The following is a 12,394-nucleotide window of genomic DNA, read 5'->3' on the forward strand; positions in this document are numbered from 1 at the left end:
TGGTACTGCAGGGGGGACCCTGTGGGAGAGTAGGACGCCGCCGAACAATCATTCACAAAGAACCCCTGATCCCTCACGGATCAGGGGTTCTTTGCGTTGTGCCTCAGGTACGCTTTCCGGGTGAACACCTACTGGCACGTCGTGCTGCCACCGCTCTGCGCCTGACGGGCGCAGACGCTGACGGTTTGATCCGCAGTCCCGGCCGGCCCCCAGGGCGGCCGGTGTTCCTGTCGTGCGCCCGTTTCGAATCTGGTTCCTGACGCCATTCGGCGACGCATTCGACGACGGAAGACCACGACTGTGTTGAACCGCACCACTTCTGACGCTTCTTCTATCCGCCCCGCCACCGTTGTCCGACAGTCGGACCGGGCCGGCCTCCTGAGCGGCCCCGTCCCGATCCTCATCGCTGCCGTGCTGTGGGGGACGACCGGGACCGCCGGCTCGCTCGCGCCGGCCGGCGCGCCGGCCGCGGCCATCGGCTGTGCCGGGCTGGCCGTCGGCGGCCTGCTGCTGTTCCTGACCTCCCGGGGCGCGCGCTCGCTGCCCGGTGCCTGCACGCCGTCCGAGCGCCGGCTGCTCGGCCTGGGGGCCGTGGCGGTGGCGGGGTACCCGGTGACCTTCTATCCGGCGGTGGCCCGCACCGGGGTGGCGGTGGCCACGGTGATCGCACTGGGCAGTGCGCCGGTCTTCGCCGGACTGCTCTCCTGGCTCGCCGGGGAGGGGCGGCCGACCACGCGGTGGACCGCCGCCACCGCGGCCGCCGTCCTGGGCTGCACCCTGCTCGTGCTCGGGCCCGAACTCGCGGGTGGTGCCGGGTCCGTGGACCTGACGGGTGCCGCGCTGGCGGCGGGTGCCGGGCTGTCCTACGCGGCGTACTCGCTGATCGGCGGCAGGCTCATCGGGCGCGGAGGGCACTCCTCGGACGCGGTGATGGGGGTGCTGTTCGGCGTGGCCGCGCTGCTCGTCCTGCCGCTCGTGCTGTTCACCGGCCCGCACTGGCTGGCGACCACGCACGGGGCGGCGGTGGCGCTGTACCTGGCGCTGTGCACCGTGTTCCTGGCGTACCGGTTGTTCGGGCGCGGCCTGCGGCACACCGCGGTGTCGGTCGCGACGACGCTGACCCTGGCCGAGCCGGCCGTCGCGGCGGTCCTGGGCGTGACCGTGGTCGGCGAGCGGCTGCCGGCCGTCTCCTGGGGCGGGCTGGCCGTGCTCGCCCTGGGCCTGGCCCTGCTGACCGCTCCGGTCGGCGGCGGGCGCCGGTGACGCCGGGGGCCGGCCGAGGGTGAGAAGGCAGCCGGCCCGTCAGGTTCAGAGGCGGCCGGCGGCCTTGAGGGCGAGGTAGGTGTCGGCGAGGGCCGGCGCGACGGCGTTCGGCGGGGCGTCGAGGACGGTGACGCCCGCGCGGGTGAGGCGGTCGGCGGTCAGCCGGCGGTCGGCGCGGGTCTGTTCGGCGGCGGCCGCGCCGTACACGGCCTCGACGGTGCCGCGGCCGGCGGCCAGCTCGTCCAGGTGGGGGTCGGAGACCGAGGCGAGCACCACCTCGTGCCGCTTGGTGAGGAGCGGCAGCAGCGGCAGCAGGCCGTCCTCGACGGGCGCGGCGTCGAGCCCGGTGAGCAGGACGATCAGCGAGCGGTGCGGTGCCATCTTCAGCGCGGTGGCGACCAGCGAGCGCATGTCGGTCTCGTAGAGCGCGGGCTCCAGGACGGCCATCGCGGTGGTGAAGGCCGGCAGGATCTCGTTGGGGGAACGGCCGGCCACCGAGGCGCGCTTGCGCAGGTCGTGGGCGAGCAGGTCGACCCGGTCGCCGGCCTTGGTGGCGAGCGCGGTGAGCAGCAGCGCGGCGTCGAGCGAGGCGTCCAGCCGGGGGGCGTCGCCGACCCGGCCGGCGGAGGTGCGGCCGGTGTCGAGGACGACCAGGATGTGGCGGTCGCGCTCGGGGCGCCAGGTGCGGACGGCGACGGTGTGCCGGCGGGCGCTGGCGCGCCAGTCGATGGAGCGGATGTCGTCGCCGGGCAGGTATTCGCGGAGGGAGTCGAACTCGGTGCCCTGGCCGCGGGTCAGCACGGAGGTTCGGCCGTCGAGTTCGCGCAGCCGGGCGAGCCGGGAGGGCAGGTGCTTGCGGCTGTTGAACGGCGGCAGGGCGCGGACGGTCCAGGGGACGAGGTGCGAGCCCTGGCGGCCGGCCAGGCCGAGCGGACCGAGCGAACGGACCGTCACCTTGTGGGCGTGGTGGTCGCCGCGGCGGGCCGGGGCGAGCGCGGTGGTGACGCGGCGTCGCTCCCGGCCGGGGACGAGCAGGGTGTGCCGGGAGGCGGCGGTGCCGGTGCCGGGCTGCCAGGCGGACGGGGCCCAGGCGTCGCGGATGCGGGCCCGGAGCGGCCGGCCGGCGGGGTTGGTGACGGTCAGTTCGACGGAGGCGGGTTCGCCGAGGCGGACGGTGGTGTCGCCGCCGCGGGTGATCCGCAGGCTGCGGACCGGGGCGGCGAGCACCAGGTCGACGGCGACGGCGAGCAGGACCGTGCCGGTGACGGCGGCGATGCCGGTCCAGGAGGGCAGGAGCAGGCCCACGACGAGCGCGCCGAGTGCGGCGAGCAGGGCGGTTCGCCCGGTGAGGGCCATGCGGTGCGCTCCTTCGTCGAAGCGGTCGAAGCCGTCGAAGCGGTTGGCGGTCGGTGCGGTTGCGGGGTCGCTGCGGTTGCGGTGGTCGCTGCGGTCGGGGCCGGGGGACCGACGGTCAGCGGGGGGCGGGCGTCTGGGCCAGGACGGCCTGGATCACCGAGTCCGCGGTGACGCCCTCCATCTCCGCCTCGGCGCGCAGCGCGACCCGGTGCCGCAGGGTGGGCAGGGCGAGCGCCTTGACGTCGTCGGGCGTGACGTAGTCGCGGCCGGCCAGCCAGGCCCAGGCGCGGGAGGCGGCGAGCAGGGCGGTGGCGCCACGCGGGGAGACGCCGATGGAGAGCGACGGGGACTGCCGGGTGGCCCGGCAGAGGTCGACGATGTAGGCGAGCACCTCGGGAGAGACGGTGAGCTTGGCGATCTGCTCGCGGGCGGCGGCGACGTGCTCGGGGCCGGCGACCGGGCGGACGCCGGCGGCGGCGAGGTCGCGCGGGTCGAAGCCGGCGGCGTGCCGGGCGAGGACCTGGTACTCCTGGTCGCGGTCGGGCAGCGGCAGGATCAGCTTGAGCAGGAAGCGGTCGAGCTGGGCCTCGGGCAGCGGGTAGGTGCCCTCGTACTCGACCGGGTTCTGCGTCGCGGCGACCAGGAACGGGACGGGCAGGGCGCGCGGCTCGCCGTCGACGGTGACCTGGTGCTCCTCCATGGCCTCCAGCAGGGCGGCCTGGGTCTTCGGCGGGGTGCGGTTGATCTCGTCGGCGAGCAGCAGGTTGGTGAAGACCGGGCCGGGCTGGAAGGAGAACTCGGCGGTGCGGGCGTCGTAGACCAGCGAGCCGGTGACGTCGCCGGGCATCAGGTCGGGCGTGAACTGGATGCGCTTGGTGTCCAGGCTGAGCGCGGTGGAGAGGGTGCGGATCAGCAGGGTCTTCGCCACGCCGGGGACGCCCTCCAGGAGCACGTGGCCGCCGCAGAGCAGGGCGACGACGAGGCCGGTGACGGCTGCGTCCTGGCCGACCACGGCCTTGGCGATCTCGGCGCGCAGGGCGGTCAGCGCCTGCCGGGGGTCGGTCGGGCCGGCGGGGGTGGCGGCGGTGTCCGGGCCGGGGGTGATGCGGAGCTGGGCGGTGGCCTGTTCGGTCACGGCTTCCGTACCTGCCTTTCGAGGGCGTCGAGGTCGTCGGCGAGCCGCAGCAGCGCGGCGTCGTCGGTCGGGGGCGGGCCGTACAGGAGAGCCCGTACGTCCCCGGCGGGCTGCTCGGGGAGGCGGTCGGCGATCGCCGCGCAGAGAGCGGTGGGGTCGGGTGCGCCGGCGACGGGCGGGACGCCCAGGGCCGGGGCGAGGCGGTGGGCGGCGGCCCGGCGCAGGGCGTCGGCGGCACGGCCGCGGGCCTTGGCCCGGCGGTAGAGGCGGGCCCGGCCCTCGGTGGTCTCGGCGGCGCGGACCACCACGGGCAGGTTCTCGCTGACGACCGGGCCGAGCCGGCGGCCGCGCCAGAACGCGGCCAGCAGGACGGCGACGGCGAGCTGGTACGCGGCCCAGCGCCAGCCGGCCGGGATGTAGTCGGTGAACTGCTTGTGGCCGACGCCCGCGGGGAGCGGGGCGGAGTAGTCCGGCAGCAGCCAGGTGAGGTCGGACTGCGAGCCGAGCAGGCCGAGGGCGAGCGAGGCGTTGCCGTCCTTCTGGACCAGCTCGTTGCGGAGGAAGTCACCGCTGCCGAGCACGATGACCTGGGTGTCCTTGCCGGTCGGCACGGCCACCAGGGGGTAGCCGTGGCCGCGCTGGTAGCAGCCCTCGCCGCGGCTGCCGGTGGTGTAGAGCAGGCCGCCGAGGTGGGCGCTGCCGGCCCGGACGGCCTCGGTGAGCGAGCACTGGGCCTCGGTGCTGCGGACCCGGGCGTACGGCGGGCCGCCGTCCTCGTCGGAGGGACGGACGCCGGGCACGAGCGCGCTGAGGGCGGCGGGGCCGGGGGAGATCAGGACGAGCCGGGTGTGCTTGGCGGCGGCGAGGGTGCGCAGCTGGTCGGGGCCGAGCAGGTCGGGTTCCGGGACGACGAGGGTGTCGTGGGCGCCCGCGCGGCCGGGGAGCGTGGTGGTGATGTCGACCTTGAGGCCCTCGCGCTGGAGCAGGGCGATCACCGCGTGGCTGCCGGAGGGGTCGTAGGAGCGCGGGTCGAGCGGCGGGTAGCGGCGTTCCTGGTTGAAGGCGGCCAGCACGATCGCGGCGAGCACGACCAGGGCGGCGGTGAGCAGGAACCAGCGCGAGCGGCGCCACAGGCTCCGGCCGGTGGGTGCGAGGCTGCTCGGGGCGGCCTTCGGCGGGGTGGCGGGGGCGGGGGCCGGCGGCACGGGGGGCGCGGCCGGTCCGGGGGCGGTGGTGGTCATGCCGCTCCTCCCGGGGCCGCGGCGAGGGCCGGGCGGGCGCGTTCGAGGGCCTGGTCGAGCTCGCGCAGCAGCTGGTACGCGCCCTGGTCGGCGGTGCGCTCGCCGAAGGCGATGTCGTCGAAGGTGCGGGCGGCGGTGGTGAGGCCGGCGGCGTGGGCGGGCAGGACGCGGCCGGCTTCGGTGGCCGCCTCGTCGGCGGTGCGGCCGGGGCGGGTGTCGAGCAGGGCGCGCTCCTCCAGGGCCCGGACGATCGCGCGCATCTGTTCGCGGACGGCCTCGGTCCACTGCCCGGCGGCGGCGTGCCGTTCGGCGTCGGCCCGGTACTGGGCGGCGCTGCGCGGTCCGGCGGAGCCGAAGACGTCGAGCGTGGTGCGGGCGGCCCGCCGGGGTGCGCCGAGGCGCCACCAGAGGGCGCCGCCGAACAGCACGGCGACCACCAGGAAGAGCACCAGGGCGGTGGTTCCGGTGGTGCCGTCGCCCGCGATGGCGTCGAGGGCGTCGTCGATCCGGTCCATGAACCAGTCGTAGATCCGCTCCTGGAGGCTCGGGTCGTGCCGGTGGTAGTCGGCCTTGAGCAGCTCGTCGCGGACGGCGTCGCGGGCCGGGTCGCGCGGAACGGTGACCGGGGCACCGCCCGCGGCCAGGACCTTCTCCCCCCAGTTCGGCATCCGGCTCAGAGCCTTGCCGGGTTCGGGCCGTCCTGGTCGCCCCAGCCGGCGCCGCCGTACTCGGGCAGCCCGGCGGCGCGGGCCAGCTCGATGTCCAGGGCCTCGCGGCGGATCCGCTGGTCGACGTAGCGCAGGACGGTGATGGCGGCGCCGAACGGGATGGTGAGGGTGGAGGCGAGGACGGCGCCGACCGCGTTCATCACGAGCATGGTGGACGGGACGGTGGGGTCGGCCGTGCCGGCCTGGTCGATCAGGCTGTCGAAGCCCAGGACCATGCCGATGACGGCGAACGGGGTGGCGATGACCATCGCGACCACGAAGCTGAGCACCAGGGCGAGCAGGCTGATGCCGAACTGCCGCCACCAGGCGCCGCGGACCAGCCGGCGGGAGCGGGAGAGCGCGGCGATGACGCCCTGCTTCTCCAGCATCAGTGCGGGGGCGGCCAGGCTGAGCTGGATCCCGACCCAGGCGGCGACGGGAAGGCTGAGCAGACCGACGACGACCAGGAGGCCGGCGATGGCGGGTTCGCTCGCACCCGCCACGAGGTAGCCGATGAGCGGGGTGAAGCCGAGCAGCAGGATGCCGCCCACGATCAGGCCGGTGAGCAGGCTGAGCCCGAGCATCCGCAGCAGCTGGGGCCGGGCCTCGCGCCACGCCTCGCCGACGCTGGCGGACTTCCCGAGGATGGCCCGGCTGACGACCATGGTGAGCAGGGCCGAGGCGACGACGCCGATCAGCAGGCCGAAGGGGAGGGTGACCAGGGCGGAGACGACCCGGGTGAACTGACCGGTGTCGCCGTTGATGGCGAGCTGGGCGGCGAGGCTCCCGCCCTGTTCGACGACGGCGAGGCCCAGCGAGAGGCCGAGCGTGGTGCGCCAGTGCGTGCGGATGGTCGAGACCGCGCCGTCGAGGAGCTCGCCGATGCCGAGCGGGCGCAGCGGGATGATGCCGGGCTTGGGGCTGACCGGGGCGCCCCAGCCGTAGGGGCCGGGCTGGCCGTACTGCGGTCCGCCGTACTGGGGGCCGCCGTGGCCGGCGCCCCAGCCCTGGGGCGCGGCGGGTGCGCCGTGGGGTGGTACCGACTGTCCGGGCACGGCGGCGGGTGCGTCGGCCGGGGGCCGGACCTCGTCGCGGGGCGGCTCGGACGAGCTGGGCGAGGCCCAGCCCGGAGTGTCGGTCATCACTGCTCCTCGGAGGGGCGTCAGGGTTCGCGGCGCCGGGTGGATCTTCATCCGCGCGCAGCGCCCATCGTGCCATGGTGCTCGGACGGGCCCCAGGGGTATCCGGTTGCTGAACGGCAACGGGGGCCCGGCGGGCGCCCGGTGGGTCGTTGCGGGGGCTCGCGGATCGGTTCGCGCCAGGACATTCGTCCGGTATGGCCGGAATTCACCGGGCGGGGACTTGGCCGTTCTGGAGCAAAGGGACTGCTGTGCGGCAGGTCACAATCCGGTAATGAGAAGATGGATGCATGAAGGGACGCGTCCTCGTCGTTGATGACGACTCCGCACTGGCCGAGATGCTCGGCATCGTGCTGCGTGGTGAGGGTTTTGAGCCGTTTTTCGTCGCGGATGGGGACAAGGCGCTAGCCGCGTTCCGGGAGACCAAGCCTGACCTGGTGCTGCTCGACCTCATGCTGCCCGGTCGGGACGGCATCGACGTCTGCCGCCAGATCCGGGCGGAGTCCGGCATCCCGATCGTCATGCTGACCGCGAAGACGGACACCGTCGACGTCGTGGTCGGGCTGGAGTCGGGTGCGGACGACTACGTCACCAAGCCGTTCAAGCCCAAGGAGCTGGTGGCCCGGGTGCGGGCGCGACTGCGCCGTGCCGAGGAGCCGACGCCCGAGCAGCTGACCATCGGCGACCTGGTGATCGACGTGGCCGGCCACTCGGTGAAGCGGGACGGCCGGGGCATCCCGCTGACCCCGCTGGAGTTCGACCTGCTGGTCGCGCTGGCCCGCAAGCCCTGGCAGGTGTTCACCCGCGAGGTGCTGCTGGAGCAGGTCTGGGGGTACCGCCACGCCGCGGACACCCGACTGGTCAACGTGCACGTCCAGCGGCTCCGCTCCAAGATCGAGAAGGACCCGGAGCGCCCCGAGATCGTGGTGACCGTCCGCGGCGTCGGCTACAAGGCCGGACCCAGCTGACGTGATGTACCAGGCTGACGAGACCCCGTCGGGTTCCGCGACCGACGGGGGCGCCGCCGCCGTGCGCGGAGACGTGCTGAGCTCGACCACCCGGAGCCGCCGCCGGCGCGGCCTCGCGTCCCTGCTCGCACCGGTGACCCGTCAGCTGCGCCGCCCGCTGCACCGGCTGGTGGCGCTGTACCGCCGCTCGATCCAGCTGCGGGTGGTCGCGGCGACCCTGCTGCTGTCCGTCGTCGTGGTGGCGGTGCTCGGCGTGGTGGTGGTGGCCCAGGTCCGCAACGGCCTGCTGGACACCAAGAAGGACTCGGCGCGCAGCCAGGCCCGGTCCGGCTTCCAGGCCGAGCTGAAGAAGATCGACGAGGCGAAGGACCTGCGGCTCAAGGTCGGTTCGACCGCCGACCCGGCCACCGACGACCTCGGCGCCTGGCTGCTGCGGCAGGTCGGCGACCTCGCGGCCAGCGGGCAGAGCGTCTACTCGGTGATCGCCATGCTGCCCGACGGCCAGCCGGTCTCGGCGCAGAACACCGGCCTCGGGCCGCGCTACTCCAGCGACATCCTGCCGAACAGCATCCCGGACACCCTGCGGGCCAGGGTCTCCTCCGAGGCGGGCATCTTCGACCAGCCGACGGTGATCCACCGGGCCCCGGACGGCGGGGGCGGCACCGAGCCCGGCCTCGCCATCGGCATGTCGTTCTCCGGGCCCGCCCCCGGGACCTCGTACCAGCTGTACTACGTCTTCTCCTTCGGCCAGGAGACCAACACGCTCGGCCTGGTCACCGGCACGCTCGCCACCGCCGGCGTGTTCGTGGTGATCATGATGGGCGGCATCGCCTGGCTGGTGGTGCGCCAGGTGGTGACCCCGGTCCGGATGGCCGCCGGGATCTCCGAGCGGCTCGCCGCCGGGCACCTGGAGGAGCGGATGAAGGTCACCGGGACGGACGACATCGCCCGCCTCGGGGAGTCCTTCAACCGCATGGCCAACGCCCTCCAGGCGCAGATCCGCCAGCTGGAGGAGCTCTCCCGGGTGCAGCGGCGCTTCGTCTCGGACGTCTCGCACGAGCTGCGCACCCCGCTGACCACGGTCCGGATGGCCGCGGACCTGATCTACGACAGCCGCGAGGACCTGGACCCGATGGCGGCGCGCTCGGCCGAGCTGCTCCAGGGCCAGCTGGACCGCTTCGAGTCGCTGCTCGCGGACCTGCTGGAGATCAGCCGCTTCGACGCCGGCGCCGCGATCCTGGACGCCGAGCCGGTCGACCTGCGCGAGATCGTCGGCCGGGTGATCGAGGCCGCCGACCCGCTGGCCCAGGCCAAGGGCAGCGCGGTCGTGGTCCGCGGCGACGGCGAGCCGGTGCTGGCCGAGGTCGACTCCCGCCGGATCGAGCGCATCCTGCGCAACCTGGTGGTCAACGCGCTGGAGCACGGCGAGGGCCGCGACGTCGTGGTCCGGCTGGGCTCGGCCGACGGCGCGGTCGCGGTCGGCGTGCGCGACTACGGCATCGGGCTCAAGCCCGGCGAGGCGTCCCGGGTGTTCCACCGCTTCTGGCGGGCCGACCCGTCCCGGGTGCGCACCACCGGCGGTACCGGGCTCGGCCTCTCCATCGCGGTCGAGGACGCCCACCTGCACGGCGGCTGGCTGCAGGCCTGGGGCGAGCCCGGCGGCGGCTCGCACTTCCGGCTCACGCTGCCGCGCACCCGCGGCGGCGAGATCAGCCGGGCGCCGTTCCGGCTGGAGCCGGAGGACTCCCGCAACAACCGGGGCCTCGGCTCCTACGGGACCCCGTACCGGCGGGCGATCCGCCCGGCGGGGGCCACCGCGCTGACCGCCACCGAGGACCCGGCCGTGCCGGAGACCCCGGACGGCGGCGGCAGCGGCTTCGGCAGCGGGCTGGGCGGCGTCCTGAGCCTCGGCCCCGGCCTCGGCGCCCCCCGGCTGCCCGAGGGGCCGCGCGCCGACCCCTCGGACGTGCGCACCGCCGGCGCCGGGTACGGTGCCACCGGAGCCCAGGTCATGGTGGACCCGACGCCGGGGCGGCCGTCGGTGGCACAGCGGACGGCGGAGCCGGACCTGGCGGTCGCGGCGCAGGCCGGACACGGCACGGGCGGGACGGACATGGAGGGGTCGCAGCGTGCGAAGGACCAGCAGCAGGACTGAGCCGCGGCTGGCCGCGGTGGCCGGTACGGTGCTGGGCGCCCTGCTGGCGAGCGGCTGTGCGGCCATGCCGGACTCCGGCGGCATCGGCAAGGTGGAGCTGTCGCAGGGCTCCGCGGACAAGAACCTCCAGGTCAGGGTCTTCCCGCTGGAGCCCGCCAAGGGCGCCAAGCCGACCGAGCTGCTGATCGGCTTCCTGGACGCGCTGACCGCGGACGAGAGCTACGAGACGGCACGCAAGTACCTGACCGACGACGCGGGCGCGCACTGGAACCCGGAGGCGGGCATCCAGGTGCTCGCCTCCCTCACCAACCCGCGGACCAACCAGACCGTGACGGACGCCGACACCTCGGTCTCCGTGGGGCTGCCCGGCAAGGTCGTCGCCAGGGTGGACGACAAGCACGCGTACACGTACGCGGACGGGCAGTCGGACGTCGAGCTGCCGTTCACCTTCGCCCGGGAGAAGGGCGGCGAGTGGCGGATCGCCAAGCTGCCCGACGGTCTGATCATCAACCAGACCAACTTCCGCAACAGCTACCGCCAGGTGGACCGCTTCTTCTACGCGGTCAAGGACCCGTCGTCGGCGCGGACCACGGCGGCCGGGGCCGCGTCGGCCGGTGCCGACGTGCTGGTCGCCGACCCGGTCTACCTGCGGCGCCGAATAGACCCGCTGACCGCGGCCGCCAAGGCCGTGGTCGCCGGACCGTCCGACTGGCTGTCGCCGGTGGTCCGGTCCGCCTTCCCGGACGGCACCGTCGTCGACCGGGTGAGCGTCGACGAGGGCCGCACCGCACACGTGGTGCTGGGCGGTGTCGACCTCGGCCCGGCGATCGCCTGCCGGCAGATGGCCACCCAGCTCCTCTACACCCTCGCCGACCAGGGCAAGGGGCAGGTGGAGCGGATCGAGCTGAAGGGCCCGGGCGGCACCGGCTGCCAGCTGAGCCGCGGTGAGGCGGCCGTCACCGGCCCCGGTGCGCTGGCCGGCGTCGCCGCCGACAAGCAGTACTTCCAGCGTGCCGAGGACGGCGTCCTCATGGAGGCCGCGGGGGACACCAACGGCGCCCCCGTCCGCGGCCCGCTCGGCCGGCCGCAGCCGAGCAAGCAGCCGCTCGGCGCGATCGCGGTCGCCCGGGACGGCGAACGCGCCGCGGCGATCGGCGGGAACGGCCACCAGCTGTACGCGGTGGCGCTCGCGGACAGCGGACAGGCGATGCCCGACCCGGTGCTCACCACCCAGCCCCGGCCGGGCGACCGGGCCGAGGACGGGCTCGCCTCGCCCAGCTGGGACGGCCGCGGCGACCTCTGGGTGGTCGATCGCGACCCGCTGAACCGGCGGGTGCTGATGGTGCGCGGCAACAAGGCCTACCCGGTCCCGGTCGAGGGATTGGAGGGCAGGAGCGTGCAGGACCTCAAGATCTCCTCGGACGGCGTCCGGATCGCCCTGGTGCTGAAGGACGCCACCGGGGGGCGGTCGCTCTGGCTCGGCCTGGTGCTGCACGGCGGGACCAAGGACTCGCCCGGCGCGCAGATCGCCGGGCTGCGCCAGGTCGCGCCGGTGCTCACCGACGTCGCCTCGGTCTCCTGGGCGGAGTCCGACCAGCTGCTGGTGCTGGGCAAGGAGAACGGGCGCCTGCAGCAGCTGCACTACATCAGCACGGACGGCTCGCAGAGCAGCGACGCCCCGCTGCAGGGCGGCGAGGGGATGTCCTCGGCCACGGCCTCGGAGTTCAGCGGGGAGACCGCGATGCAGGCACAGGCGCAGGTGCCGCCGGTGCTGGCGCGGCAGGCCGCCGACGGCAAGATCTACCGGCTGGTGAACAGCCAGTGGCGGGAGGTCAACCCGAACCTGCACGCCGCCGCCTTCTTCTATCCGGGCTGATACCGGGGCTCACGGCCGGGGCTCACGGCCGGGGCTTACGGCCGGGGCCTCCGGCCGCGCCGGCCGGCGCGGTGCGGCTCAGGTCCGGCCGGCGCCCGGTGCTCCGGCGCCCGGTGCTCCGGCAGCCGGTGCTCCGGCAGCCGGTGCTCCGGCGGCCGGGCGGTGCGGCACGGCGGCCGCGACCGTCGCGGCCGCCTTCGGCGGGAGGCCGGCGCTGGTCAGGGCCCGGGCGGCCTCGGCGAGGCTCGCACCGGTGGTCACCAGGTCGTCCACCAGGACCGGCTGACGTCCGGTCAGCCGGCAGTCCGCGCGCGGCAGCACGGTCAGCGCGCCGTGCAGGTTGCGCCGGCGCTCGGCGGCGGTGAGACCGGCCTGGTCGGCGACCGGCCGGGTGTGCCGCAGCAACGGCGCGGCCCGCACGTCCAGCCCGGCCCGGCGCAGCGACCGGGCGGCGGCACCGGCCAGCCGGAGCGTCGGGTCGTGACCGCGGGCGCGGACGGCGGAGCGGGCGGAGGGCATCGGGACCAGCAGCAGGGGGGACAGCCCGGCGCGCG

The 12,394-nt window shown here is 75.0% G+C and carries 9 protein-coding genes and 1 pseudogene; 4 read left to right on the top strand and 6 right to left on the bottom strand.

Features of this window, described 5'->3' with window-relative positions; genetic code table 11:
* The first annotated feature begins 300 nt into the window (after positions 1–300).
* Positions 301–1,263, top strand: a complete 963-nt coding sequence (locus ABZ885_RS26095) for an EamA family transporter (protein ID WP_360193260.1) — start codon at positions 301–303, stop codon at positions 1,261–1,263.
* Positions 1,264–1,308: 45 nt separating this feature from the next.
* Here ABZ885_RS26095 and ABZ885_RS26100 read toward each other — a convergent pair whose 3' ends face one another.
* The 5 genes from ABZ885_RS26100 to ABZ885_RS26120 all read right to left on the bottom strand — a co-directional run bounded on the left by ABZ885_RS26100 (position 1,309) and on the right by ABZ885_RS26120 (position 6,844).
* Positions 1,309–2,619, bottom strand: a complete 1,311-nt coding sequence (locus ABZ885_RS26100) for a DUF58 domain-containing protein (RefSeq protein ID WP_360193263.1) — start codon at positions 2,617–2,619, stop codon at positions 1,309–1,311.
* A 115-nt stretch (positions 2,620–2,734) separates the two neighbouring features.
* Positions 2,735–3,724, bottom strand: a complete 990-nt coding sequence (locus ABZ885_RS26105) for a MoxR family ATPase (protein WP_360193277.1) — start codon at positions 3,722–3,724, stop codon at positions 2,735–2,737.
* A 26-nt stretch (positions 3,725–3,750) separates the two neighbouring features.
* Positions 3,751–4,995: a DUF4350 domain-containing protein gene (locus tag ABZ885_RS26110; RefSeq protein WP_360193265.1), complete on the bottom strand. Its 1,245-nt coding sequence runs from the start codon at positions 4,993–4,995 to the stop codon at positions 3,751–3,753.
* Positions 4,992–5,663, bottom strand: a complete 672-nt coding sequence (locus tag ABZ885_RS26115; protein ID WP_360193268.1) for a DUF4129 domain-containing protein — start codon at positions 5,661–5,663, stop codon at positions 4,992–4,994. The genes ABZ885_RS26110 and ABZ885_RS26115 overlap by 4 nt, the downstream gene beginning before the upstream one ends.
* A gap of 5 nt (positions 5,664–5,668) precedes the next feature.
* Positions 5,669–6,844, bottom strand: a complete 1,176-nt coding sequence (locus ABZ885_RS26120) for a hypothetical protein (protein ID WP_360193271.1) — start codon at positions 6,842–6,844, stop codon at positions 5,669–5,671.
* A gap of 287 nt (positions 6,845–7,131) precedes the next feature.
* Here ABZ885_RS26120 and mtrA point away from each other — a divergent pair, with 287 nt between their 5' ends.
* From mtrA to ABZ885_RS26135, 3 genes are read left to right on the top strand one after another with little or no spacing between them, the layout of a single operon-like run.
* Positions 7,132–7,809 (top strand): MtrAB system response regulator MtrA, encoded by a 678-nt coding sequence (gene mtrA / locus ABZ885_RS26125; RefSeq protein ID WP_030061806.1) that lies wholly within the window; start codon positions 7,132–7,134, stop codon positions 7,807–7,809.
* 4 nt (positions 7,810–7,813) lie between these two features.
* Positions 7,814–9,964, top strand: a complete 2,151-nt coding sequence (mtrB, locus tag ABZ885_RS26130) for an MtrAB system histidine kinase MtrB (RefSeq protein WP_360193280.1) — start codon at positions 7,814–7,816, stop codon at positions 9,962–9,964.
* A complete protein-coding gene (locus ABZ885_RS26135; protein ID WP_360193274.1) occupies positions 9,939–11,840 on the top strand; it encodes an LpqB family beta-propeller domain-containing protein in 1,902 nt (633 codons plus the stop codon). The genes mtrB and ABZ885_RS26135 overlap by 26 nt, the downstream gene beginning before the upstream one ends.
* Before the next feature lie 78 nt (positions 11,841–11,918).
* Here ABZ885_RS26135 and ABZ885_RS26140 read toward each other — a convergent pair.
* A pseudogene (locus ABZ885_RS26140) lies at positions 11,919–12,394 on the bottom strand (ComF family protein); the annotation flags it as partial.

It is taken from the genome of Kitasatospora sp. NPDC047058 (genome assembly GCF_040643935.1).
GTDB lineage: Bacteria > Actinomycetota > Actinomycetes > Streptomycetales > Streptomycetaceae > Kitasatospora.

Bases quoted from the DNA above. Each gene is read 5' to 3' on its own strand.
- ABZ885_RS26110 (WP_360193265.1), bottom strand. From the start codon at position 4,995: ATGACCACCACCGCCCCCGGACCGGCCGCGCCCCCCGTGCCGCCGGCC.
- ABZ885_RS26100 (WP_360193263.1), bottom strand. From the start codon at position 2,619: ATGGCCCTCACCGGGCGAACCGCCCTGCTCGCCGCACTCGGCGCGCTC.
- ABZ885_RS26120 (WP_360193271.1), bottom strand. From the start codon at position 6,844: ATGACCGACACTCCGGGCTGGGCCTCGCCCAGCTCGTCCGAGCCGCCC.
- mtrA (WP_030061806.1), top strand. From the start codon at position 7,132: ATGAAGGGACGCGTCCTCGTCGTTGATGACGACTCCGCACTGGCCGAG.
- mtrB (WP_360193280.1), top strand. From the start codon at position 7,814: ATGTACCAGGCTGACGAGACCCCGTCGGGTTCCGCGACCGACGGGGGC.
- ABZ885_RS26115 (WP_360193268.1), bottom strand. From the start codon at position 5,663: ATGCCGAACTGGGGGGAGAAGGTCCTGGCCGCGGGCGGTGCCCCGGTC.